The 23,146-nt window shown below is 69.5% G+C and carries 22 protein-coding genes; 19 read left to right on the top strand and 3 right to left on the bottom strand.

Annotated features, from left to right (window positions below; genetic code table 11):
* Nucleotides 1–75 precede the first annotated feature (75 nt).
* The 17 genes from AB0300_RS06815 to AB0300_RS06735 all read left to right on the top strand — a co-directional run bounded on the left by AB0300_RS06815 (nt 76) and on the right by AB0300_RS06735 (nt 16,789).
* On the top strand, nt 76–996 hold the full coding sequence (locus tag AB0300_RS06815; RefSeq protein WP_085605109.1) for a sugar ABC transporter permease: 921 nt from the start codon (nt 76–78) through the stop codon (nt 994–996).
* Nucleotides 996–1,949 carry a carbohydrate ABC transporter permease gene (locus AB0300_RS06810; protein ID WP_366215716.1) on the top strand — a complete coding sequence of 318 codons (954 nt, stop codon included), beginning with the start codon at nt 996–998 and terminating at the stop codon, nt 1,947–1,949. The genes AB0300_RS06815 and AB0300_RS06810 overlap by 1 nt, the downstream gene beginning before the upstream one ends.
* Before the next feature lie 26 nt (nt 1,950–1,975).
* Nucleotides 1,976–3,340, top strand: coding sequence for an extracellular solute-binding protein (locus tag AB0300_RS06805; RefSeq protein ID WP_025102659.1), 1,365 nt, complete (start codon nt 1,976–1,978; stop codon nt 3,338–3,340).
* Nucleotides 3,341–3,425: 85 nt separating this feature from the next.
* Complete coding sequence (locus AB0300_RS06800; protein ID WP_062637255.1) at nt 3,426–3,902, top strand: NUDIX domain-containing protein; 477 nt, start codon at nt 3,426–3,428, stop codon at nt 3,900–3,902.
* A complete protein-coding gene (locus AB0300_RS06795) occupies nt 3,889–4,674 on the top strand; it encodes a class I SAM-dependent methyltransferase (protein WP_366215715.1) in 786 nt (261 codons plus the stop codon). Before AB0300_RS06800 ends, AB0300_RS06795 begins: the two co-directional genes overlap by 14 nt.
* Nucleotides 4,675–4,759: 85 nt before the next feature.
* A complete protein-coding gene (locus AB0300_RS06790) occupies nt 4,760–5,728 on the top strand; it encodes a tripartite tricarboxylate transporter substrate binding protein (RefSeq protein WP_126893949.1) in 969 nt (322 codons plus the stop codon).
* Between the two features lie 59 nt (nt 5,729–5,787).
* The gene (locus AB0300_RS06785) at nt 5,788–6,327 is read left to right on the top strand and encodes a tripartite tricarboxylate transporter TctB family protein (protein WP_366215714.1); all 540 of its coding nucleotides are present in this window, start codon (nt 5,788–5,790) and stop codon (nt 6,325–6,327) included.
* Nucleotides 6,324–7,994: a tripartite tricarboxylate transporter permease gene (locus tag AB0300_RS06780; RefSeq protein WP_085605100.1), complete on the top strand. Its 1,671-nt coding sequence runs from the start codon at nt 6,324–6,326 to the stop codon at nt 7,992–7,994. Before AB0300_RS06785 ends, AB0300_RS06780 begins: the two co-directional genes overlap by 4 nt.
* Entirely contained in the window at nt 7,991–8,860 is an 870-nt protein-coding gene (locus AB0300_RS06775; protein ID WP_085605096.1) for a dihydrodipicolinate synthase family protein, read from the top strand. Before AB0300_RS06780 ends, AB0300_RS06775 begins: the two co-directional genes overlap by 4 nt.
* A gap of 182 nt (nt 8,861–9,042) precedes the next feature.
* A complete protein-coding gene (locus AB0300_RS06770) occupies nt 9,043–9,759 on the top strand; it encodes an FCD domain-containing protein (RefSeq protein ID WP_060921604.1) in 717 nt (238 codons plus the stop codon).
* Between the two features lie 86 nt (nt 9,760–9,845).
* Nucleotides 9,846–11,093, top strand: coding sequence for a sugar ABC transporter substrate-binding protein (locus AB0300_RS06765; RefSeq protein WP_060921605.1), 1,248 nt, complete (start codon nt 9,846–9,848; stop codon nt 11,091–11,093).
* Between the two features lie 8 nt (nt 11,094–11,101).
* Entirely contained in the window at nt 11,102–12,055 is a 954-nt protein-coding gene (locus AB0300_RS06760) for a sugar ABC transporter permease (protein WP_366215713.1), read from the top strand.
* Nucleotides 12,052–12,906 carry a carbohydrate ABC transporter permease gene (locus AB0300_RS06755; RefSeq protein ID WP_025102649.1) on the top strand — a complete coding sequence of 285 codons (855 nt, stop codon included), beginning with the start codon at nt 12,052–12,054 and terminating at the stop codon, nt 12,904–12,906. The genes AB0300_RS06760 and AB0300_RS06755 overlap by 4 nt, the downstream gene beginning before the upstream one ends.
* Before the next feature lie 39 nt (nt 12,907–12,945).
* Nucleotides 12,946–14,031 (top strand): mandelate racemase/muconate lactonizing enzyme family protein, encoded by a 1,086-nt coding sequence (locus AB0300_RS06750; protein ID WP_025102648.1) that lies wholly within the window; start codon nt 12,946–12,948, stop codon nt 14,029–14,031.
* A 14-nt stretch (nt 14,032–14,045) separates the two neighbouring features.
* Complete coding sequence (locus AB0300_RS06745) at nt 14,046–14,873, top strand: SDR family oxidoreductase (RefSeq protein ID WP_126893954.1); 828 nt, start codon at nt 14,046–14,048, stop codon at nt 14,871–14,873.
* Nucleotides 14,867–15,778 (top strand): dihydrodipicolinate synthase family protein, encoded by a 912-nt coding sequence (locus AB0300_RS06740; RefSeq protein WP_366215712.1) that lies wholly within the window; start codon nt 14,867–14,869, stop codon nt 15,776–15,778. The genes AB0300_RS06745 and AB0300_RS06740 overlap by 7 nt, the downstream gene beginning before the upstream one ends.
* 27 nt (nt 15,779–15,805) lie before the next feature.
* Nucleotides 15,806–16,789, top strand: coding sequence for a LacI family DNA-binding transcriptional regulator (locus AB0300_RS06735; protein ID WP_025102645.1), 984 nt, complete (start codon nt 15,806–15,808; stop codon nt 16,787–16,789).
* Between the two features lie 11 nt (nt 16,790–16,800).
* Here the strand turns inward: AB0300_RS06735 and AB0300_RS06730 are convergent, their stop codons facing one another.
* The gene (locus tag AB0300_RS06730) at nt 16,801–17,481 is read right to left on the bottom strand and encodes a hypothetical protein (RefSeq protein WP_366215711.1); all 681 of its coding nucleotides are present in this window, start codon (nt 17,479–17,481) and stop codon (nt 16,801–16,803) included.
* Nucleotides 17,482–17,683: 202 nt separating this feature from the next.
* Here AB0300_RS06730 and AB0300_RS06725 point away from each other — a divergent pair, with 202 nt between their 5' ends.
* Nucleotides 17,684–19,201: an FGGY family carbohydrate kinase gene (locus AB0300_RS06725; RefSeq protein WP_366215710.1), complete on the top strand. Its 1,518-nt coding sequence runs from the start codon at nt 17,684–17,686 to the stop codon at nt 19,199–19,201.
* Entirely contained in the window at nt 19,198–20,832 is a 1,635-nt protein-coding gene (locus tag AB0300_RS06720; protein WP_085605071.1) for a fucose isomerase, read from the top strand. Before AB0300_RS06725 ends, AB0300_RS06720 begins: the two co-directional genes overlap by 4 nt.
* 13 nt (nt 20,833–20,845) lie before the next feature.
* Here the strand turns inward: AB0300_RS06720 and AB0300_RS06715 are convergent, their stop codons facing one another.
* Nucleotides 20,846–21,124, bottom strand: coding sequence for a hypothetical protein (locus AB0300_RS06715; RefSeq protein WP_060922290.1), 279 nt, complete (start codon nt 21,122–21,124; stop codon nt 20,846–20,848).
* Between the two features lie 115 nt (nt 21,125–21,239).
* Nucleotides 21,240–23,102, bottom strand: coding sequence for a heavy metal translocating P-type ATPase (locus AB0300_RS06710; RefSeq protein ID WP_249520826.1), 1,863 nt, complete (start codon nt 23,100–23,102; stop codon nt 21,240–21,242).
* Nucleotides 23,103–23,146: the final 44 nt, after the last annotated feature.

The raw sequence follows: 23,146 nt of genomic DNA, 5'->3' as shown, positions 1-23,146 counted from the left end.
ACCGCTTCTCCGGACCTAGCATCGCGCCAGGACGGGAGCGCCGTGTCTGCACGTCCTCGGAAAGGAGGCAGGTGCATGCCGCTCAAGACCCGCCAGCGGGACCGGTACAACCGCCGGGAGGCCCTCGCCGGCTATCTCTTCATCTCGCCCTGGCTCATCGGATTCCTCATCTTCACGGCCGGCGCGATGGTCTACAGCCTGTACATCTCGTTCAGCAGCTACAACCTCGCCACGAACAGCGCCCGCCCGGTCGGCATCGACAACTACGCCAACCTCTTCGAGGACCCGCGGGTGGGCGTCTCGCTCGCGAACACGCTGTTCTACGTGGTGATGGCGGTGCCGCTGGAGATCGTGTTCGCGCTGATCCTCGCCCTGCTGCTCAACCGTGTCGGGCGGGGCGCGGGTGCCTTCCGCGTGCTCTACTACCTGCCGAAGATGACGCCGGCCGTCGCGACCGCGGCGGTGTTCTTCCTCCTCCTGAACGGCAATTCCGGAGCGATCAACCAGTTCCTCCGGGTGTTCGGCATCCAGGGGCCGCAGTGGCTCGTCGACCCCGCGTGGGTCAAGCCGAGCATCGTGATCATGACGCTGTGGACCGTCGCGGGGACCATGGTGATCTTCCTCGCGGCGCTGAAGAACGTGCCCGTCGAGCTGTACGAGGTGGCCTCGCTCGACGGCGCGGGACCGATCAGGAAGTTCTTCTCGATCACCCTCCCGATGATCTCGGGGGCGATGTTCTTCAACGTCATCGTGCTCTCGATCGCCGCGTTCCAGATCTTCGACCAGGCGTACCTGCTGTTCTGGCGGGATCAGAGCAATTCGTCACCGGAGGCCTCCCTCTTCTACGCGATCTACCTGTTCCAGCAGGCCTTCCGGCAGTTCAACTTCGGCTTCGCGGCGGCGATGGCATGGCTGCTCTTCGTCATCATCATGATCATCACGCTCATCCAGGTGAAGGTCGGCAACCGCTTCGTCTACTACGAGGGAGACCGCTGATGTCCCAGACCCTGCGTCAGGTCCCCGTCGAGGCGGAGCCCGAGAAGTCCCCGGGCACGTTCACGACCACCGTCGCCACCCGTTCGCGCTGGCGACGGCAGCTGCGGCAGCCGAAGAGCCTCGTCGCCCGGATCGTGCTGAACGTCATCCTCGTGCTGTTCGCGCTGCTGTTCCTGTACCCCTTCGCGTGGCTCATCGCGGCGAGCTTCAAGCCGCGGGGAGAGGTGTTCGACAACGCCCTCATCCCGAAGACGTTCGTGCCGGAGAACTACGTCGAGGTGTGGAATCAGCTCCCGTTGCTGAACTGGATGGGCAACAGCATCGCCATCGCGCTGCTCGCCGCCGGTGCCGTCGCGATCTCCAGCTCGATCGTGGCGTTCGGGTTCGCCTACTTCCGCTTCCCGGGGCGCGGCCTGCTGTTCGGCCTCGTGCTCGCGACGATGATGCTTCCGGGCGCGGTGACGATGATCCCGATCTACCTCATCTGGAAGGAGACCGGACTCCTCGGCACCTGGGTGCCGCTGTGGGGCATGAACCTCTTCGGCTCGGCCTTCTACATCTTCCTGCAGCGTCAGTTCTTCCTCGGCCTGCCGCGGGAGCTGTTCGAGGCGGCGCGGCTCGACGGGGCCAGCGCCTGGGGCCTCTTCTGGCGGATCGCGATGCCGCTGTCGATCCCGTCGTTCGTCATCGTGTTCCTGTTCGAGTTCCAGGCGAGCTGGAACAACCTCCAGGCCGCCCTCATCTACCTCAACGCCGGGTCGGTGGACGAGTTCACCGCGCCGCTCGGCATCGCGTACGCCATGACCAAGTACAGCCCCACCGCGGGCGGTCATGGCGACTACCAGTACGTCATGGTCGCCTCCCTCCTGGTGACCCTCCCGATGCTCATCCTCTTCGCCTTCGGGCAGCGCGCCTTCATCGAGGGCGTCGCGACCCAGGGGCGCAAGGGATGACGAACCACAGATCGAAAGGAGCAGTCATGCGCACACGCATGCTGGGAATCACCGCGGTCGCCGCGGCATCCGTCCTCGTCCTCGCCGGGTGCGGCGGGGGAGGGGGCGACGACCAGGCGGCCGACGCCGACTTCGGGGCGGAGCCGAGCGGCACGCTGAAGGCGTGGGGCTTCGAGAACGCCGACGATGTCGGCACCTCGCGCATGGACTATGCCGCCGAGCAGCTGAAGGACGTCGAGGTCGACCTCGACGCGACGGCCTTCGACGCGCAGAAGTTCACCACCCGCATCGCGAGCGGTGACGTGCCCGACGTGGTGCAGATGGATCGCCGGTACGTGACCACGTATGCCGCGCAGGACCTCATCATGCCGCTCGACGAGTGCTTCGCGGCCCAGGACGTCTCGCCGCGCGACCACTGGTACCCCTTCGTCGTCGACGACGTCACCTACGACGACGCGGTGTGGGCGGTGCCGCAGTTCTACCAGCCTCCGGCGATCCTGCTGAACAAGGCCGTGCTCGACGAGGCGGGGGTGACGGCGGACGAGATCGACACCTCGAAGCCCGACGTGCTGCTCGGCGCGATCGAGAAGATGTACCAGGAGTCCGGCGGTGTGCCCACGCGGCTCGGTTTCGACCCGGTCGCGACCGGTCAGGCCGGGCTGTGGATCCTCGGCATGGGCGGCCAGCTCAACGATGACAAGGGGGCGCCGACCCTGGACGACCCCAGCAACGTGGCCGGCATCGAGATGCTCAAGCAGATCACCGACGCGCAGGGCGGCTTCGCGGCCGTCAAGAGCTTCACCGACTCGTTCGACGCCTTCGGCGACCAGAACCAGTTCGTCGCCCAGCAGGTCGGGGCGCAGGTGAACGCGCAGTGGTACCCGAACGTGCTGAGCCCCTACGCCGACCAGATCGACCTCGAGGCGGTGCCGTTCCGGAATGCCGACGGGGAGCCGTTCTCGGTCGCCTCGGGTACCGCGTTCGTGATCCCGGCCGGCGCGGAGAACCCCGCGGCGGCGTGCGCGTGGATGGTCAACCTCACCTCCGACGACGCGTGGAACGCGGCGGGCGAGGCGCGTGCCGAGACCCTGAAGACCGACGGCGGGATCAACACCGGGCTGTTCACCGGGTCGCCGTCCGCCGACCAGTCCATCCGCGAGACCTTCGTCACCGACAGCGGCAACGCCGGCTTCGACCAGGTCATCTCCACCTACTACGACGTGGTGGACTACGGGCAGTCGTTCGGCTCCTCGCCGGCGGGCCAGGAGATCCAGAACGAGCTCAACAACGCCATCACGGCGGCGCTGCTCGGGGACAAGTCGCCCGAGGATGCGTTGAAGGAAGCCCAGGAGGCCGCGATGCGGGCGTACGAGAACGCCACGGCCGGCTAGCCCGGTCAGACGTGGAGGGACGGCGCCAGGCGGGCATCCCCGCCTGGCGCCGTCCCTCGCGCAGGCGGGCGTGGATGATGGTGGCATGGGAATCGACCGCTCCACCATCCGCGTCAAAGCCATGCTGGTCGCTCCGAGCGCGGACGGGATGTCTCACCTCGTCAGTGTCAACGCACCGACCACGGAGAATCCTCGGGGATACCATCGGCTGATCGGGGGGAGTGTCGAACTCGGCGAGTCTTTCCGGGACGCGATAGTCCGAGAGGTGGATGAAGAGCTCGGAGCACGCATCGACGGCCTCGAACACGTCGGGATCGTCGAGAACATCTTCCGCTTCAACGGTGAGATCGGCCATGAGATCGTCGCTCTGTACTCCGGCTCACTCGATCCGGCACCGGGCGTCGAAGGTGGGACCCTCACCGAGTCGGACGGCTCGGCCGTCCCTGTCGTGTGGCGCTCGTTCGACGACGCCGGCCACGAGGTTCCCCTGTACCCGACCGGAGCGGCTGACTTGATCCGAACGTCGCGCGAGGGGAGAGAGGCCGACCATGGACCAGCGTGAGCTCGACGAGCGGATCCGCGACTACTACGAGGAGCAGTTCGACGAATCGGCGCGGTTGACGACCCGCTCGGCGCAGGGGCCGCTGGAGCACCAGCGCATCCAGGAGCTGATCGCCAGGCACCTCACCGAGGGCCGTGTGATCGATGTCGGAGGCGGGGCGGGTGTCCATGCGCGCTCTCTCCTGGACCGCGGCCATCACGTCACGCTCGTCGACCCGGTGCCCGGGCACGTCCGCGGTGCGGCGGAGCGAGGTGTGGACGCCCGCGTGGGCGACGCGCGCTCCCTGCCGTTCGCCGCGGACAGCTTCGATGCCGCCCTTCTCCTCGGCCCGCTCTACCACCTGGCCGACCGCGCGGACCGTCTCGAGGCGCTCGGCGAGGCCGCACGGGTGGTGCGATCCGGCGGCTGGGTGTTCGCGGCAGGCCTCTCGCGGTTCGTCGGATTCGGTCAACTCGCGCTGGGCGTGACCGACCTCCAGCTCGACGACGAGCACGGCGCCCTGCTGGAACACGGGACTCCCTCCTCGCGGGGTCGCTTCCCGGCGGGGCACTTCCATACGGCGGAGTCGCTCGCCGAGGAGGCCGTCTCGGCCGGACTCGACGTTCTGGAGGTCCATGGCGTCGAAGGGCCCGGCGGGCTGTTGCTGGAGGGGATGCCGGTGGCGGAGACGGCGCTCACGCAGGCGGCCCTCCAGCTGGCACGAGCCGGGAGCACCGTTCCCGGAATCCGGGAGCTGAGCCCGCACCTCCTGGCCGTGTGTCGCGTGCGGTGACTCGGCCACAGTGTTGACTGTTAACAGTCAACACTGGTAGCCTCGCGGTGTCGACAACACGGTCGACCCACGTAGAGGAGCAAAGATGCCCCGCATGCGCATCACTCGGGCGGCCGCTGCCTTCGCCGCCCTCGCCGCCACCGCTCTGGTGCTGTCGGCCTGCACGAAGGTCGACGAGAGCGAGGGGGCCGCCTCGACCTATCCCGAGGACGACATCCGGCTGATCATCCAGGCCAACCCCGGCGGCGGCTCCGACCTGTCGTCCCGCGCGCTCGCCACCGAGCTCGAGAAGATTCTCGGCGTCAGCGTGATCCCGGAGAACATGCCCGGAGCCGCGGGAGCGCTCGCGATGGAGTACGTCGGCTCGCAGGATCCGGACGGCTACGTCATCGGGTTCGCCCCGGTCGAGATCGCGATGCTCAACACGACCCAGAGCGCCGACGTGCTGCCCGACGACTTCGACCTGCTCGGACAGATCATGCTCGCCCCCGGGGTCATCACGGTGGGTGCCAACAGCGGCATCGAGACCCTCGACGACCTCGTGACCCAGGCGAAGTCCGGCGCGGTCACGGTCGCGAACTCCGGCGCCGGCTCGATCTGGGAGGCCGCCACCCTCGGTCTCGGCAAGGCCACGGACGCCGACTTCACCCCCGTTCCCTACGACGGTGGCGCCACGGCGGTCGCGGCCGCCGCGTCCGGTGAGACCGTCGCCGCCGTCTCCGGACTCGGCGAGGCCCTCGCGCAGGGCGAGGCCGTCCGCATCCTCGCGGTCATGAACGACGAGCGTCACCCGGACGCGGAGGACGTCGAGACGGTCGAGGAGGCCATCGGCGAAGAGGTCGTCTTCGGCGGCTGGGGCGGCATCTACGCACCGGCCGGCCTGCCCGACGACGTGCACGACGCCCTCGAGGCCGCCGTCAAGGAGGCCGTGGAGTCCGAGAGCTACCAGAAGTTCCAGGCGGACGCCGGCAACCTCGTGGTCTACCGCGACTCCACGGAGTGGACCGGGTTCGTCGACGACCAGTTCGCCCTGTTCCAGGATCTCCTGGGCTGAACACCTCCGGTGGGGGCGGCACGCGCCGGCCCCACCGCGTCCTCCGACGAAGGAGCACCATGACCAGCCCCGACACCGCGGCCGGGTCGGCCGCGCCGGGCGGCTACGAGGGGGCGACCGCCTCGCGACCCCTCGAGATCGCGTTCGCCGCCGTCGCCCTCGCGATCACCGCCGGCTATCTCTTCCTCGCCACGCAGATCCCGCTGCGCCGCGAGGCCGCCCCCGGACAGATCGACGCGCGCTTCTGGCCGCTCGTCATCGGCGTGACCGGCGTCGTGATCGCGATTGCCCTGCTCGCCGTGGCGATCACGCGACCGGCACCCACGCGGGAGGACCTCGAGCGCATCCAGCCGGGCGGCGTCCTCCGGGTGGTCGCGACGATCGCGATCGCCGGTGCCTTCATCGCACTCTGGTCCCTCGGCTCGGTCATCCTCTTCGGCTACCGGATCGAGGTCTTCCCGATCGCCTGCGCCCTGCTCATGGCCGCACTGATGCTCCTCTACGGCCACCGCCGCTGGCTGAGCCTCGTCATCTACTCCGCCGCCGTCACGGCGTTCGTCTACGTCGTCTTCGGCATGCTCCTGAGGATCCCCCTGTGAACGCGCTCCTGGAGGGGCTGAACTCGCTCCTCGACATCTCGATCCTGCTGTACATGGCGGTCGGCCTCGTCCTCGGCTTCATGGTCGGCGCCTTCCCCGGCATCACCGCGACCATGGCCGTCGCGCTCGCGGCCGGCTTCACCATGACCCTCGAACCCGTGCAGGGCCTCGCGGTGCTGCTGACGATCTACGTCGCGGCGAACTTCGGCGACCGGGTGCCGTCCATCCTCATCAACACCCCGGGGACTCCCGCCTCCATCGCCACCACCCTCGACGGCTATCCGATGGCGAAACAGGGCAGGGCCGGTCTCGCGCTGACGATCTCCGCGATCGTGTCGGCCGTCGGCATCCTCGCCTCGCTCGTGCTCTTCTCCGTCGCCGCCGTGCCGATCGCCAGCTTCGCCCGGGACTACTTCAAGTCGCCCGAGCTGTTCGCGCTCGTCGTCTTCGGCATCGCGATCATGATCGGCATCTCGTCCAAGTCGATGCTCAAGGGCATCCTCGCGGGCCTCTTCGGACTCATGCTCGGCAGTGTCGGAACGTACGCCGCCACGGCCGACCAGCGCTTCACGTTCGGTGTGCTGGAACTGGTCGAGGGCGTGAACTTCATCGCCGTCATCATCGGCCTCTTCGGCATCGCCGAGCTGTTCGACCAGCTCCTCACGCACCGGAAGTCGCACGTCCGACCGATCTCGAGCCTCGGGCGGTGGTGGCCGAACCGCGCGGAGCTGAAGCAGAGCGGACGGGCCACCGCGGTCGGCGGCGCGGTCGGCCTCGGTGTCGGCCTCATCCCGGCGGCCGGCGGCGACATCGCCGGGCTCATCGGCTGGGAGCGGGCGCGCAAGGCGTCGAAGCACCCGGAGATGTTCGGCAAGGGATCGATCGAGGGCGTCGCCGCGTCCGACACCGCCTCCAGCGCCACGCTCGGCGGCTCGCTGACCACCACGATGGCACTCGGCATCCCCGGGGACTCCGTGATGGCGGTGATGATCGGCTCGATGATCATCTGGGGCATCACCCCCGGGCCCACGCTGTTCACCAACCGCCCCGACCTCGTCGTCTCGATCGTCGGGATCATGCTCGTCGCGACCCTCCTGTCGCTCGCGCTGAGCCTCGTGCGGATGAAGGGCATGGTCAAGCTGCTCGACGTGCCGCAGCCGTATCTGTGGAGCGGCATCCTCATCTTCTGCATCATCGGCACGTACGCCACCTCGAACAGCTTGTCGACGGTCGTCACGATGCTCGTCTTCGGTGTGGTCGGCGTGCTGCTCAAGCGCATGCAGGTCCCGGCAGGACCCGTGGTGCTCGGTCTCCTGCTCGGTCCGCTCGCCGAGGAGAACCTCGCCCGCACGCTGGCGATCCTGCCGACGCGGCCGTTCTTCGAGGTCGTCAGCCCGATCGCCCTCGTCCTGCTCGCGCTCGCGGTGCTGTCGATCGTGATGCCCGCGATCCGCGCCGCCCGCACGCCCCGGGCAGAGCGGGCCTCGGTGGAGGACTCGATCCTCCACACCGACAGCATCGTGCAGATCGAGAAGGCACACGACGAGCTCGCGGCGCAGCCCGACCTGCTCACCTCCACCGTCCGCAACGTCGACGCCGGTGCGCGCCGGGGACGCGCCGACCGCAAGAACCGCAAGAGCACGACCCCCGAGGAGACCGAGAAGTGACCCGCTACGACATCCTGACCGCCGTCCCGACCGCGTTCCACCGCGACGGGGCCCTCGACCTCGACGGGTCGCGTGCGATCTTCCGGTTCGTGGCCGACTCGGGGAACGAGGGCGCCTTCGTCCTCGGCACCACGGGCGAGTTCCCCGCCGTGGACGCGGGCGAGTTCCGGGCGCTCGTGGGTGCTGCGCTGGAGGAGCTGGCCGACCGGATGCGCGTCATCGTGCACGTCGGACAGCCGAGCACCTTCGAGGCCGTGCGCCTGGTCGGCATCGCGAAGGAGCTGGGGGCCACGGAGTTCGCGGCCCTCACCCCCTACTACCTGCGTGCCACGGACGACGCGATCCTCGACTACTACCGCGCCGTCTCGGCAGCCGTGGGGGAGGGGCGCCTCTACGTCTACATCTATCCCGCGCGCAGCGGGAACCCCGTCTCGCCGGAGCTGCTCGTGCGCATCGCCGCCCTGCCGAACGTGGTCGGGGCCAAGGTGAGCGAGCTCTCGCTCGACGACATCGCGGCGTACCGCGCGGTGGTGCCGGCCGACTTCGAGTTGTACACCGGCGCCGACCGTGACCTCATCGCAGCCGTCGAAGCGGGCGCGCAGGGCGTCGTCTCTGGTGTCTCCTCCGTGACGCCGAAGCCGTTCCGCGCCCTCGCCGACGCCGGACGCTCCGGCGATGCCGATGCCATCGCCGCGGCACAGGCCGCCGTGGACGACGTCGTCGCGCTCATCGGCGGCGACATGGCGCGCATGAAGGAGGCGTACCGCGTGCTCGACGTCGTGGACACGCACTGCCGTATGGCCATCGCCGAGCCCTCCGCCGACGAGCGGGCGTCCGTCGCGCAGGTAGTGGCCGCGCACCGCTGACGCGAATCCGGGACACGCACGGACGGGATGCCGCGGCCTTCGGGTCGCGGCATCTCTGCGTATCCGCTCGCTTGCTTGTCGGACAAGTAGCGGCGACCGGACGGTCACTTGACGACAGGTACACGGACTGTCTAGGCTCAGAACCGAGAATTCCGCCGATGTCGCGAAGGAGCGAACGGAACATGTCAGACAAGATCGAGGTCACCGGGTCCGACTTGTCGGACGCGCTCGCGCGACGTCTGGCTCAGCACCTGCAGCGCTCCGGGCTGGAGATCGGTGACCCGCTGCCCACCGAGGCCGAGCTCGGCGCCGTGCTGGAGGTGGGACGGCAGCGTATCCGCGAGGCCCTCAGTGTCCTCGAGGCGTTCGGCATCGTGGTGTCCCGGCAAGGGGCGCGCCGGGTCTGGCGAGGATTCCGCGCCGCCGATCTCGCCACCCGCTGGATCGGCTTCGTCGACGACCCGGAGGCCGCCACCCGCGAGCTCCTGGAAGTGCGTCACGCGCTGGAGACGTCTCTGCTGCCTCTGGTGATCCCGCGCCTGCAGCCGAGTGATCTGGCCCGTCTGCGGCTGCTCTCGGAGGAGATGGTGGAGCGCGCCCTGCGCAATGAGAGCTTCGCCGAGCTCGACCAGCAATTCCACCGCGGGCTGCTGGCACCGATGGGCAATGCGTTCGTGGATCAGTTCCTGCAGTCCTTCTGGGTCGTCTTCGCCGCCGCGCGACGCGAGGAGCCCGTCGAGGAGGATCCCGCCATCGCCGCGATGCACGGTCGCATCATCGATGCGATCGAGGCCGGCGACACCCGCCGGGCCGTCCATGAGCTGGACGCCCACTTCTACGGTGTCCGCAACCGCTATCCGGACATCGACTTCGGCACCACGGCCCCGCTGCCGGTCTGACCCTCCCCGCACCGGCGCGTTCTGTCGCACCCGTCTTGAAATCGATTTCGCACGACCCTCATCTGATCGACGAAGGAGTACGCATCATGAGATCCACCCGAATCCTCCCCGCCCTGGCCGCCCTCGGCGTCGTCGCCCTCGCCACCGGCTGTGCCGGCAGCGCCCCGTCCGGGGAAGGGGACGGCCCCGTCGAGATCACCTACTGGCTCTGGCAGGACGACGCGACCGATCCCACCTGGACGGAACTCGCGGACGAGTTCAACGGCGCTCAGGACGACGTGAAGGTCGTGCTGGAGACGATTCCGCTCGACCAGTACCAGAACCAGCTCGTGTCCTCCGCGATGAACGGCACCGGGCCGGACGCCGCCCGCAGCAAGGACTGGTGGCTCGGGCAGTTCGCGCCGCAGGGCGCCATCGCCGACCTGACCTCGTACGTCGACGGCTGGGACGCCTCGGACGACGTCGTCGACTCGCTCTGGGCGACGGGTCAGCTGCCCGGCGAGGACGCGGTGTACATGCTGCCCCACCAGTACACGACGCTCTACCTCTACTACCGCACGGACTACTTCGAGGAGCTCGGGCTCGAGGCGCCGCGCACCCAGCAGGACCTCCTCGACGCGGCGGCCGCCCTCACCGGTGACGGCCGGTACGGCATCGACGTCCGCGGCGGTGCGGGCGGACAGGACCAGTGGCTCGCGTGGATGTACGCCGGCGGGGCGTCGGTCGTCGACGACTCCGGCGAGGTCGTTCTGGACGACGCGAAGGGCGTCGCGGTGAACGAGGACTACCTCCGCATCGTCACCGACCTGCAGGCGGCGCCCCCCGGATCGATCACGGCCGCCTTCGCCGACGTCAAGACGAACTTCGTCGAGGGCCTCACCGGCATGATGATCCACCACCCGGGTTCCCTGAAGGAGCTGCAGGGGGTCTTCGGCGACAAGCTCGGCGTCGTCCCGATCCCGACGGCCGACGGCAAGCCCGGCGCGACGCTCGGCAGTATGAGCGGCAACGTCATCCTCGAGGGCTCCGACAAGAAGGACGCCGCCTGGGAGTGGATCTCCTGGCTGAGCGAGGAGGCGCAGATGGAGAAGATCTCCGCCTCGCCGCAGGGTCAGCTGCCGGTGCTCGAGTCGGTCATCGACACCGAGGCGTACTCGTCCGACCCGCAGCTCGCGGTCGCCGTCGACGCGATCCCCACCGCCAAGACGTGGCCTGCGCTGGAGGGGGTGGCCGAGCTCGCCGCGAAGGAGTGGAACCCGCTCATCCAGCAGGCGTTCCAGGGCGAGATCAGCAGCCAGGACGTGCTGACGAAGATGTCCGACGTGCTGCGCTGAGGATCGACATGGCAAGCTCCACCCTCACGGAAGCGGTCGTCACCGGCCGGCCGGCCCCGCGCCGGCCGGTGACCCGGCCCCGGCGACGCGCGCGCCGCGGCTCGGTCGCCCCCCTCGTCCTGCTCGCGCCGGCGATCGTGCTCGTCGCGGTCTTCGCCGGATATCCGCTCGTCCGCTCGATGTGGTTCTCGTTCAACGACGTGAGCGTCTTCACCGGCGTGCTCGAGTTCGTCGGGTTCCAGAACTTCGCCAGCGTCATCGGCACCGCGGAGTTCGTCCCCACGCTGGGCCGCACGGCGTTCTGGACCTTCGGTGCCGTCGCGCTCCAGCTGATCGGCGGGCTGTCGCTCGCGCTCATGCTGAACAACCGCTTCCCCCTGCGGGGCGTGTACCGCGGGCTCATCATGATCCCGTGGGCGACGCCGAGCGTCCTGGTCGCGCTGATGTGGAAGTGGATCCTCGACCCCAACAACGGCGTCCTCAACCAGTGGCTGCTGAACGCGGGGATCATCGACGCGCCGATCGAGTTCCTCTCGCAGAACAGCACCGCGCTGCCGACGCTCGTGATGATCGACGTCTGGCAGGGCATCCCGCTCTTCGCCATCATGATCCTCGCGGCACTGCAGAGCGTGTCCGGCGAGCTCAAGGAATCGGCGCAGATCGACGGGTGCGGCCCGGTCGGCGTGTTCCGCCACGTCGTGCTGCCCGCCATCCTCCCGACGATCCTCATCACGACGCTCCTGCGCCTGATCTGGACCTCGAACTACGTCGACCTCATCTTCATCCTCACCGGCGGCGGGCCGGGCACCTCCTCGACGACCCTGGCGCTGGAGTCCTATCTGACGACCTACAAGGCCAGCGACTTCGGCGCCGGCGCGGCGTACGCGGTCATCCAGGCCCTGTTCCTCGCCGTCTTCATCGCGCTCTACGTGCGCCTCACCCGGAAGGACGCCACGCGATGAGCACGACAACCGCTCCCGTCCGCTTCGGCCGTCTCGCGGGACGGACCGGCTTCGCGATCGCCCTCCTCGGCGTGCTCGCGATGGTGCTCGGTCCCTACATCGTCATGTTGCTGACGTCGCTCACGCCCCGGGACGAGCTCGCCGGCGCCGGAGCGAACCTCATCCCCTCCGAGTTCACGACCGCGTCCTACGCCGAACTGCTGTCGACGACGCCGTTCCTGACCTATCTGCGGAACAGCCTCACCGTCGCCGCGATCGCCGTCCCGGTCACGCTCGTCGTCTCCACCGGCGCCGCGATCGCGATGTCGCGGTTCGACTTCCGCGGCCGCGGGGCCGTGATGATCGGGCTGCTGCTCGCGCAGATGTTCCCCGCCGTGCTGCTCGTGATCTCGCTGCAGGGGCAGCTGCGCGGGATGGGGCTGATGGACACGACGCTCGGTCTCGCGCTCGTGCACGCCGCGTTCGCCACGCCGTTCGCCACCTGGCTGCTCAAGGGGTTCGCGGACTCCATCCCCCGGGAGATCGAGGAGGCCGGCCAGATCGACGGGGCCTCGTCCGCGCAGATCGTCCGCATCCTCCTGCTGCCCCTGCTGCGGCCCGGGATGGTGGCGGCGGGAACCTACGCGTTCATCCTCACCTGGAACGAGTTCCTCTACGCCCTCACCTTCACCTCGCAGACGGCGACGCGCACCCTGCCGGTCGGGCTGCACCTGTTCATCGGCGAGTACCAGATCCGGTGGGACCTCCTCACCGCGGGCGGCGTGCTCTCGGTGCTCCCCGTCGTCGTCGGCTTCCTCCTCGTGCAGAAGCGCCTCGTCGCCGGTCTCGCCGCCGGCGCCGTCAAGGGCTGAAGCGCCCGTCCCCTCCTCGTCGTCCCGGAAGGACCACGCATGAAAATCGAATCGATCGACCTCCAGCTCTCCCGCATCCCCCTCCCCAAGGGGCCGTGGGGAGACCAGATCCATCGGGTGACCCACATCGAGATCATCCTCGCCGACATCACCACCGACACCGGGCTGGTCGGCACCGGCTTCAGCCACACGTCTGGTGTCGGCGGTCAGATGATGATGGCGGCGCTGCGTGAGCTCATCCCCACGCTCATCGGCCGCGAGGTCAATCCGCGGGCCGTCTGGCAGCACTCCTGGCAGCACCTGCGCGACAACGGCCCCGGCGGGACCACTACGCTCGCCCTCGCCGCGATCGATGTGGCGCTGTGGGACCTGCTGGGGCTGCACTACGAGCAGCCGCTCGCGAAGCTCCTCGGCCAGGTGCGCGACCGGGTCGCACTGTACGGCAGCGGCATCAACCTGAACCTGTCCGCCGAGGAGGTCGTCGAGCAGGTCAAGGAATGGAAGGCCGACGGGTACGCCGCCGGGAAGGTCAAGGTCGGCAAGCCGGACCTCGAAGAGGACGTCTACCGGCTCACCAAGATCCGCGAGGCGGTGGGCGAGTATCCGCTCATGGTCGATGCGAACCAGGGATGGACGTACGGGGAGGCGGTCCGGGCGGTCACCCGGTTCCGCGACCTCAACCTCTACTGGGTGGAGGAGCCGCTGCGCGTGGACGACGTCGCCTCGCATGCGCGCCTCCGGGCCCGCTCGCCGATCCCGATCGGGCTGGGGGAGAACGTCTACACGCTCCAGCAGTTCAACCAGTACCTCCTCGCCGACGCGTGCGACTTCATCCAGGCCGACGTCGGTCGCGTGGGCGGCATCACGCCCTACATGGACATCGCCGCCCTGGGCCGGGCGTACAACGCCCCGATGACGCCGCACTTCGTGATGGAGCTCACGGCGAACGTGCTCTGCGCGGTGCCCAACGCCCTGTTCGGCGAGATGACGGACGGGGGCACGCTCAGCGACCTCGGCGTCATCGTGCCGCAGCGGCCGCAGAACGGGTTCTTCGTCCCGACCGGAGCGCCGGGGAACGGCCTGGAGTACGACCGTGAGAACCTCGCGCGGCACGCGGTGAGCTGAGGGAGGCGAACGACATGACGGACATCTTCGACCTCACCGACCGCATCATCCTGGTCACCGGCGGCCTCGGCCAGATCGGATCGGCCTTCGTCCGCGAGCTCCACGGACGCGGTGCCCGGGTGGCCGTGGCATCGCGCACGGTCGACGCCGCACGCCTGAAGGAGGTGTTCCCCGAGATCGCCGACAGCCCGCGCCTCCTCGGCGTCTCCGTGGACATCGTCTCGAAGGACAGCGTCGAGGCCGGCCTCGACGCGATCGTCGAGGCGTGGGGTGCGGCGCCGGACGGCGTGATCAACAACGCCGGTCTGGACACCCAGCCGAGCGCGCCCCCCGAGGTCTCCGGGCCCTTCGAGGACTTCCCCCTCGAGGTGTTCCGGGAGGTGGTCGACGTGAACCTCGTCGGCACCTTCCTCGTCACGCAGGCCGCCGGCGCCCGGATGCGCGCGGCCGGCACGCCGGGCTCGATCATCAACGTCGGCTCGATCTACGGGATGGTGTCGCCGGTGCAGGACATCTACGCCTACAAGGAGGAGCAGACCGGGGTGCCGTTCGTGAAGCCGGTGGCCTACTCGGCGGCGAAGTCGGGGCTGTACAACCTCACCCGGTACTGCGCGACGTACTGGGGCCGACAGGGCATCAGGGTCAACACCCTCACCCCCTCCGGCGTCGGTCGGGACACGCAGGACGCGGCGTTCCAGCAGAACTACACCGCGCGCATCCCGATCGGACGCATGGCGGAGGCGACCGACTTCAACGGGGCCGCGGTCTTCCTACTCTCGGATGCCTCGCGCTACATGACCGGAGCGAACCTCGTCGTGGACGGGGGGTGGACCGCATGGTGACCACCGCGGCGGACCTCGGGGTGCTGATGGCGGCGATCGCCACTCCCTACGACGCGGACGGGGCGGTGGACACCGGACTGCTTTCGACGCTCGTGGAGGACTACGTCTCCCGCGGCGTCGAGGGGATCTACTGCTGCGGGTCGTCGGGGGAGGGTCTCCTCCTGTCAGCGGATGAACGGACCGCGGTGGTGGAGACCGCCGTGCGCGCCGCCGAGGGGCGCATCCCCGTCGTCGCCCACGTCGGCGCGCTGTCGACGCGGGAGGCGATCGAGCTCGGACGGCGGGCGCAGCGCGCCGGCGCCTCCGCCCTCTCGATGATCCCGCCGATCTACTACTCCTTCGGCATCGAGGCCGTCCTCGACCACTACCGCGCGGTGCTGGACGCCGTGGACCTCCCGCTGATCGTCTACAACATCCCGCAGTTCACGGGGACCGAGTTCACGCTGGAGACGGCCGGAGAGCTCTTGGGCGATGATCGCGTGATCGGTCTCAAGCAGACCGCGCACAACATGTACGCCCTCGAGCGCATGAAGGCGGCGTTCCCCGACAAGGCCTACATCAACGGGTTCGACGAGGTGTTCGTGCCCGCGCTCGCCGCCGGTGCCCGCGGGACGATCGGCACGACCGTGGGGCTCCAGGTCGAGCTCTTCCAGGCGGCGCGGCGCCTCCTCGACGCCGGCGACCTGGTCGGAGCGCAGCGGGTGCAGAGCCGGATCAACCATGTCATCGCCGAGCTCGTCGCGGTCGACGTCTTCCCCGCGGCGAAATACCTCTCCGGTCGCAGCGCGGGAGGTGCAGGAGCGCTGGGGGACTGCCGTCGTCCGTTCCGACCGCTCTCGGAGGCGGCTCGGACCCGGCTCGATGCTCTCGGAGCGACTCTCGATCGATTCCTCGCGGAGGGCTGAGGCTGAAACCGGTTACAGTGGGTGCCCATGGCCACGATCTACGACGTCGCGCGGCGGGCCGGCGTCTCCCCGGCCACGGTCTCGCGCGTCTTCAACGGCACGAGCGTGTCGGAGGAGAAGGCGGCGGCGGTGCGGGCGGCGGCCGAGGAACTGCGCTTCACCCCGAACCGGACGGCGCGTACGCTGCGGACCCAGAGCTCCGAAGTCATCGCCCTGGTGATCCCGGACATCGAGAACCCGTACTTCACCGAGATGGCGCGCGGCGTGGAGGATGCGGCGTCCGAAGCGGGGTATTCCGTCGTGCTGTGCAACTCCGACGCCCAGGCCGAGAAGGAGGCGACGTACCTCCGGATCGCGATCGCCGAGAACATGTCGGGCGTCATCATCGCGACGGCGGACGAGCACTCGGATCTGGGGCCGGTGCGGGCGACGGGACGGCCGGTCGTCGCGGTGGACCGTCGTACAGACGCCGACATCGACGGTGTGGTCATGGCCAACCGGGAGGCGGGCGCCGCAGCGACGCAGAGCCTGCTCGACGCCGGGTATCGGCGCATCGCGTACATCGGTGGCCCCGCGCACATCGACACCGCGGCGGAGCGTGCGGAGGGCTGGCGGGAAGCGCTCTCGGCGATGGATTCCGATCATGACCTCTCCTCGCTCCAGCGCTTCGCCACGTTCCGCGTCGACGGCGGGCGCGCGGCCATGGAGGAGCTCCTCGCGCTGCCGGAGCCGCCGGACGCGGTGGTCGCCGGGAACAACCTCATCGGTGTCGGCGCGATCCAGGTCCTCACGGAGCACGGACTCACCCCGCCGCAGCTCGGCGTCGCGGTGATCGGGTCGCTGCCCTTCACGACGCTGTCGCCGTCCGCCGTCACCGTCGTGAGGCTCCCCGCGCGCCTCATGGGTGTGACGGCGGCGCGGATGCTGCTGGATCGGATCAAGGGCGACGAGCAACCGGCCCGGACGATCGTCCTCTCCGGCGAGGTGCAGCGCGCGGCCGCGCGCGCCTGAACGGGGCGTCGCTACTGCGAGCGCCAGAACCGCGCTGCGAGGTTCGTCATCTCCTTGTCGAGATCGTCGACCTTCACCTCCAATCGATCGAGGCGGTGATCGAGGCCGTCGAGCCGCGCGGTCATCTCGCCACGGAGGCCGATCATTTCGCCACGCAGCCCGATCATCGCCCCGTGCAGCGCACCCATCGCCGCGCGCAGCCCGCCGACCTCGCGCATCATCACTGCGTGCAGCGCTGCCAACGCCCCGTGGAGTCCGCTGACCTCGTTCGTCATGTCGGTGCGGAGGCCCCCGGTCTCGGTGCTCGTGTCGGTGCGGAGGGTGCCGATCTCGGTCGTCATCTCGGTGCGGAGGCCGGAGATCTCGGTGGTCATCTCGGTGCGGAGGCCGGAGATCTCGGTGGTCATCTCGGTGCGGAGGGCGCCGATCTCACTGCGTAGTCGTGTGGTCTCGGTGGTCATGTCGGTGCGGAGGGTAGCGATCTCGGTGGTCATGTCGGTGCGGAGGCCGGAGATCTCCGTGGTCATCTCGGTGCGGAGGGTGCCGATCTCGCCGGTCATCTCCCCACGCAGCCCGCCGATCTCCGCACGGAGCACGCGGCCGAACTGCGTCGTCATGAGGGTCATGCCGCCGAGCATCGTCGTCACGAAGATGCCGATCAGCGTCCATACCTGCGGGTCATTCAAGGGCATGCCTCCAGTCTCGATCGGAGGGGTCAGGATGTCACGGTATTCCGGTGCTGAACCGGCGTTTTTCCGGCCGGAGGCGAAGACTGTGGAGACTCTCGATATCGGTCCTCGTGGTGCAGAAGCGGTCGGCTCCTTGCGCCTTGAAATCGATTTCGCGTAGCCTGGGTCCAGGCCTGCACGGCCCGTCGGGATCAAAGGAGAGACCATGCGCTGCACCCTCGGGGTGGACATCGGCACGTCCAGCAGCAAGGGCGTCCTCGTGGACCCCGCCGGCACGATCCTCGCGACGGCGACCCGCGCGCACGATGTCTCCCGTCCGCAGTCCGGATGGGTCGAGATGGACGGCCGGATCTGGTGGGACGAGTTCGTCGAGCTGGCCACCGACCTTCTCGCCGCGGTCCCCGACGCGGAGGTCGTGGGCGTCGGCGTGAGCGGCATGGGCCCGTGCGTCCTGCTCGCCGACGAGGACGACGAGCCCGTGCGCCCCGCGATCCTCTACGGTGTGGACACCCGTTCCACGGCGCAGATCGAGCGCATGACGGCGGAGCTCGGCGTCGAGGAGATCACCCGCGTGGGTGGCTCGACGCTCACCTCGCAGGCCGGTGGGCCGAAGCTCGCCTGGGTCGCCGACGAAGAGCCGGAGTCCTGGCAGCGCGCGCGGCGGCTCTACATGCCCGCCTCCTGGCTGGCCCGCAAGCTCACCGGCGCCTACGTCCTCGACCACCAGTCGGCCAGCCAGGTCTCGCCGCTGTACGACATCGAGCGCGAGCAGTGGCACGACCCCTGGTGGCAGCGGTTCGCCGGGACGATCGAGCAGCCCCCGCTGCGCTGGGCCGGGGAGATCGCGGGCACCGTGACCGCCGCTGCAGCGGACCTGACCGGCCTGCCCGAGGGGACTCCGGTCATCACCGGCACGATCGACGCCTGGACCGAGGCGGTGAGCGTCGGCGCCCATGAGGTCGGCGACCTCATGCTGATGTACGGCACGACGATGTTCCTCGTCGCGACCGGGGAGCAGACGCTCCGCACGCCCTCGATGTGGACGACGGCCGGCGCCTTCGCGGGCACGCGCAACCTCGCCGGCGGGTTGTCCACATCCGGAGCGCTCACCGCGTGGCTGAAGGACCTCTCCGGCGCCGACTACCCGGCGCTGCTCGCCGAGGCGGAGGAGTCGGGTCCCGGCGCGAACGGCCTGCTGATGCTGCCGTACTTCGCCGGTGAGCGCACCCCGATCCAGGATCCCGACGCCCGCGGCGTCATCGCCGGGCTCACCCTCCGGCACACCCGAGGAGACCTCTATCGCGCGGCCCTCGAGGCCACCGCGCTGGGCGTGCGCCACAACGTCGAGACCATGCGAGCCGCCGGCGCCGACATTCGCCGCATCGTGGCGGTCGGCGGCGGCACGCAGGGACGGCTGTGGCTGCAGATCGTCTCGGACATCACCGGGCTCGTGCAGGAGGTGCCGCAGACGACGATCGGCGCGAGCTACGGGGCCGCCTTCCTCGCGGCGACCGCCACGGCCGCCGACGGGGCCGCGCCCGCGATCACCGACTGGAACCCCATCGCCGACACCGTCCGCCCGGACGAGGCGCTGCGTCCTTTCGCGGACGCCCTCTTCGACCGCTACGTGCGCCTGTACGACGGCTCGAAGGACGTCGTCCATGAACTCGCCGCCGCCCAGCGCGACGGATCCCCCACCCCCTCGACCCCGGAGAACTCATGACCGCCTATACCCTGCCCACCCCGGCATCCCGTCCCACCGCTGCGCCGAAGACCGCGTACCTGATCGCCTCCGGCGACCTGCGCGAGTCGGCCAACACGGCCGGCTGGCCCACCCAGGTCGAGCTCGAGGCCGGGGTCACCGGCGTGCTGAACGACCTCGGCTGGACGGTCGTCCGCGCCAATGAGGTCGACCCGGAGACCGGTCACGGCTTCATCTCCAGCCAGCGCATGGGTCTCGAGGTGTTCAAGAACATCCCCGTCGACGCGCCGCTCATCGTCGCCGAGGCCGTCTGGCAGTACTCGCACCACGTGCTCGCGGGCCTCCGCACGCACGAGGGCCCGATCCTCACGGTGGCGAACTTCGCGGGTGACTGGCCCGGCCTCGTCGGCCTCCTCGGCCTCAACGCGGGCCTGACGAAGATGGACAAGCCGTACGCGACGATCTGGTCGGTCGACTTCACCGACGACTGGTTCCGCGACGGCATCCGGGAGTGGACGGAGACCGGCGCCATCACCCACGATGCCTCCCACGTGCGTCCGCTCCCCGCACTGCCGGACAGCCCGGAGAAGCAGCTCGGCGAGGCGCTCGCCGCGGAGCTGCGCGCCGAGAAGGCCATCATCGGCGTCTTCGACGAGGGCTGCATGGGCATGTACAACGCCATCTTCGACGACGAGCTCCTCAACCAGACCGGCATCTACAAGGAGCGCCTGTCGCAGTCGGCTCTCTACGCGGAGATGCTGAACGTCACTGAGGAGGAGGCCGACGCCGCCTACGACTGGCTGATCGAGCGCGGCATGACCTTCCGCTACGGCGAGGACGCCGCGACCGAGCTCACCCGCGAGCAGGTGCAGTGGCAGCTGAAGATGTACATCGCCGCCCTCCGCATCGCCGACGACTTCGGCCTCGACGCGGTCGGCATCCAGTACCAGCAGGGCTTGAAGGATCTCGTTCCGGCGTCGGATCTGGCGGAGGGCATCCTGAACTCCACCGAGCGCCCGCCGGTGACCTCGCGCGACGGCTCCCGCGTGCTGCACGAGGGGCGCGCGTTCCCGCATTTCAACGAGGCCGACGAGGGGGTCGCCGTCGATGCGCTCGTGACCGACCGCGTCTGGCGGGCGATGGGGCTCGTCCCCGACAACACTCTCCACGACGTCCGTTGGGGCGAGGACTACGACGGGCAGTTCGTGTGGGTGTACGAGATCTCCGGCTCGGTGCCGGCCTCCCACCTCGGCGGCTGGCAGAACGCGGAGGGGTGGCGCCAGGGTCACGTGTTCTTCCCCGCCGGCGGCGCCACGATCAACGGCGTCTCGAAGCCCGGCGAGGTCGTGCTCTCCCGGGTGTTCATCGCCGAGGGCGTCCTGCAGGCGGACATCTTCCGGGCGTCGGTCGTCGAGCTGCCGGCGGAGGAGACGCAGCGCCGGAAGGACGCCACGAACCCGGAGTGGCCGATCGCCCATGTGGTGCTGCACGGCATCTCGCGCGACCAGTTCATGGCGCGGCACAAGGCGAACCACGCGCAGCTCGTCTACGCGCCCGACGCCGAGACCGCGGACAAGGCGCTGATCGCGAAGGCCGCGATGTTCGACGGCATGGGCATCAAGGTCAACCTCGTCGGCGACGTGGCGATCTGAGGCCGCGGGCCGGTCACTGCGAGCGCCAGAACCGCGTCGCGAGGTTCGTGAGCTCCCTGTCGAGATCGTCGACCTTCGTCTCGATGCGTCCGAGCCGGGCGTCGAGGCCGTCGATCCGTGCGGAGAGGGTGCCGTCGATGCGATCGATCCGTGCGGAGAGGGTGCCGTCGATGCGGTCCACCTCCGCACGGATCACGCGACTGAGCTGCGACGTCATGAGCGTCATGCCGCCGAGCATCACGGCGGCGAAGACGCCGATCAGTGTCCATACTTGCGGGTCGTCCACGGTCATGCCTCCAGTCTGAGTCCGGGGCCTCAGGCTGTCACGGTATTCCGCGTCCACAGGATCGCGAACACGGGACCTGTGGACGGGAGAGGCGGAACCGCGTGCGGTGCAGGAACAGCGCTCAGGCGGAGGGGCGGAGATCGCTCGGCGGGCCGCTCAGCGCGCGCAGGGCGTAGAGGATCGTCGCGAGGTCGACGAGCTCCTGGACCAGCGCGCCGACGACCGCGGGGATGGCGCCGGTCATCGCGACGACCATCAGCCCCACGCTCAGCCCGATCCCGATCCAGATCGCGGTGAGGGCGACGCGGAGGGTGTGCCGTCCGATCGCGACGGCGTCGACGACCTTGGCGAGCGAATCCACGAGGATGACGACGTCGGCGGCGTCCCCGGCGGCCGTCGCTCCCTTCGCGCCCATCGCGATGCCGATGTCGGCCGCTGCCAGCACCGGCGCGTCGTTCACACCGTCGCCGACCATCAGCACAGGCCGTGGTTGCATCTCGGCGGCCAGACGCACCTTCTCGGGCGGCAGGAGTTCGGCGTGGATCTCGTCGATCCCGACCTGCCGTCCGATCGACGCCGCGGTGGTCTCCACATCCCCGGTCAGCATCGCGAGCCGGTCGACCTCGTGCGTCCGCAGCCACGAGATCACGGCCGGTGCCTCCGGGCGGGCGGCATCGGCGAGGACCAGGACCCCCGCGAACCGTCCGTCCACGGCGACATAGGCGGCGGCCTGTCCCGGCGCGAGCTCCGCCCGTACGGTGTCCGGGGCGAGGGACGCCACATACGCCGGCTTGCCGACGACAACCGCGCGGCCGCCGATCGTCGCGGACACCCCGTTCGTCGCGGTCTCGCTCGCCTCCGTCGCCCCGTGCAGCGCCAGGCCTCGGGCGGCGGCGGCGCGGCGGATGCCGTCGGCGAGCACGTGCGAGGAGTACTGCTCGGCCGAGGCGGCGAGTCGCAGGATCTCATCCGCATCGAAGCCCTGTGCCGGACGCACGTCGACGAGCTCCGGCCTCCCCTGGGTGAGCGTCCCGGTCTTGTCGAACGCCGCGGAGCGCACGCGCGCGATCTGCTCGATCACCGCACCGCTCTTCATGATGACGCCCGACTTCGCCGCCCGGGAGAGTCCGCCGAGGAAGGCGACGGGAGCGGCGATCAGCAGGGGACAGGGCGTCGCCAGCACGAGCACTTCGGCGAACCGCGTGGCGTCGCCGGAGAGCGCCCAGGCCGTCCCCGCGAGCACGAGCGCGACGGCGGTGAACGGGATCGCGAACCGGTCGGCGAGGCGCACGATGGGCGCGTGGGAGGACTCGGCCTGGGCGACCAGGGCGACGATCTGCTGGTACTGGCTGTCGGCGCCGGTGCGGAGGGCACGGAGGCGGATGGCCCGGCTGCCGTTGATCGCGCCAGACAGCACCTCGTCGCCCGCGCCGCGCGTCACGGGCAGGCTCTCGCCCGTGAGCGAGGATTCGTCGAACGACGCGCTGTCCGTGAGCAGTTCACCGTCCACGGGGATGATCTCCGCCGGGCGGACGAGAAGCACGTCGCCCACGGCCACATCGTCGACCGGCACCTCCCTCGCCGCGTCCGAGTCCGCATCCTCGGGGTGTGTCAGCACATGGGCGCTGCGCGGCGAGCGATCCAGCAGAGCGGAGAGGTCGCGCTTGGCCCGGCGGCCCGCGAAGTCCTCCAGCGCCTCGCCCCCGGAGAGCATGAGGACGATGATGAGCGCCGCGATGTACTCGCCCACCGCGAGTGTCGCCACCATGGCGACGACCGCGAGGATGTCGAGTCCGACGTGGCCGCGGAGCACGTCGCGGACCATGCCGATGAGCGTCCACACGACCACCGCAGCCACGAAGATCGTCGCGACCCATCGGCCGATGGTCTCTTCGCCTGCGGCGTGGAGCGCCCCGACCACGGCGAAGACCAGGACCGTGAGCGTGATGACCGGATACCGCCAGAGGAGTCGGAGGGCGCGCATGCGTCCAGCATCGTCGGAATCGGTGCGCACCGCCAGCATCCCCT

This window comes from Microbacterium sp. NPDC078814 (genome assembly GCF_040702645.1).
Lineage (GTDB): Bacteria > Actinomycetota > Actinomycetes > Actinomycetales > Microbacteriaceae > Microbacterium.
This window is presented reverse-complemented; position numbering and strand designations above follow the sequence as displayed.

Coding starts and splice junctions, on each gene's coding strand:
- AB0300_RS06770 (WP_060921604.1), top strand. CDS start 9,043: ATGTCAGACAAGATCGAGGTCACCGGGTCCGACTTGTCGGACGCGCTC.
- AB0300_RS06760 (WP_366215713.1), top strand. CDS start 11,102: ATGGCAAGCTCCACCCTCACGGAAGCGGTCGTCACCGGCCGGCCGGCC.
- AB0300_RS06810 (WP_366215716.1), top strand. CDS start 996: ATGTCCCAGACCCTGCGTCAGGTCCCCGTCGAGGCGGAGCCCGAGAAG.
- AB0300_RS06720 (WP_085605071.1), top strand. CDS start 19,198: ATGACCGCCTATACCCTGCCCACCCCGGCATCCCGTCCCACCGCTGCG.
- AB0300_RS06785 (WP_366215714.1), top strand. CDS start 5,788: ATGACCAGCCCCGACACCGCGGCCGGGTCGGCCGCGCCGGGCGGCTAC.
- AB0300_RS06800 (WP_062637255.1), top strand. CDS start 3,426: ATGGGAATCGACCGCTCCACCATCCGCGTCAAAGCCATGCTGGTCGCT.
- AB0300_RS06815 (WP_085605109.1), top strand. CDS start 76: ATGCCGCTCAAGACCCGCCAGCGGGACCGGTACAACCGCCGGGAGGCC.
- AB0300_RS06790 (WP_126893949.1), top strand. CDS start 4,760: ATGCCCCGCATGCGCATCACTCGGGCGGCCGCTGCCTTCGCCGCCCTC.
- AB0300_RS06795 (WP_366215715.1), top strand. CDS start 3,889: ATGGACCAGCGTGAGCTCGACGAGCGGATCCGCGACTACTACGAGGAG.
- AB0300_RS06740 (WP_366215712.1), top strand. CDS start 14,867: ATGGTGACCACCGCGGCGGACCTCGGGGTGCTGATGGCGGCGATCGCC.
- AB0300_RS06765 (WP_060921605.1), top strand. CDS start 9,846: ATGAGATCCACCCGAATCCTCCCCGCCCTGGCCGCCCTCGGCGTCGTC.
- AB0300_RS06750 (WP_025102648.1), top strand. CDS start 12,946: ATGAAAATCGAATCGATCGACCTCCAGCTCTCCCGCATCCCCCTCCCC.
- AB0300_RS06710 (WP_249520826.1), bottom strand. CDS start 23,102: ATGCGCGCCCTCCGACTCCTCTGGCGGTATCCGGTCATCACGCTCACG.
- AB0300_RS06745 (WP_126893954.1), top strand. CDS start 14,046: ATGACGGACATCTTCGACCTCACCGACCGCATCATCCTGGTCACCGGC.
- AB0300_RS06805 (WP_025102659.1), top strand. CDS start 1,976: ATGCGCACACGCATGCTGGGAATCACCGCGGTCGCCGCGGCATCCGTC.
- AB0300_RS06725 (WP_366215710.1), top strand. CDS start 17,684: ATGCGCTGCACCCTCGGGGTGGACATCGGCACGTCCAGCAGCAAGGGC.
- AB0300_RS06730 (WP_366215711.1), bottom strand. CDS start 17,481: ATGCCCTTGAATGACCCGCAGGTATGGACGCTGATCGGCATCTTCGTG.
- AB0300_RS06735 (WP_025102645.1), top strand. CDS start 15,806: ATGGCCACGATCTACGACGTCGCGCGGCGGGCCGGCGTCTCCCCGGCC.
- AB0300_RS06755 (WP_025102649.1), top strand. CDS start 12,052: ATGAGCACGACAACCGCTCCCGTCCGCTTCGGCCGTCTCGCGGGACGG.
- AB0300_RS06715 (WP_060922290.1), bottom strand. CDS start 21,124: ATGACCGTGGACGACCCGCAAGTATGGACACTGATCGGCGTCTTCGCC.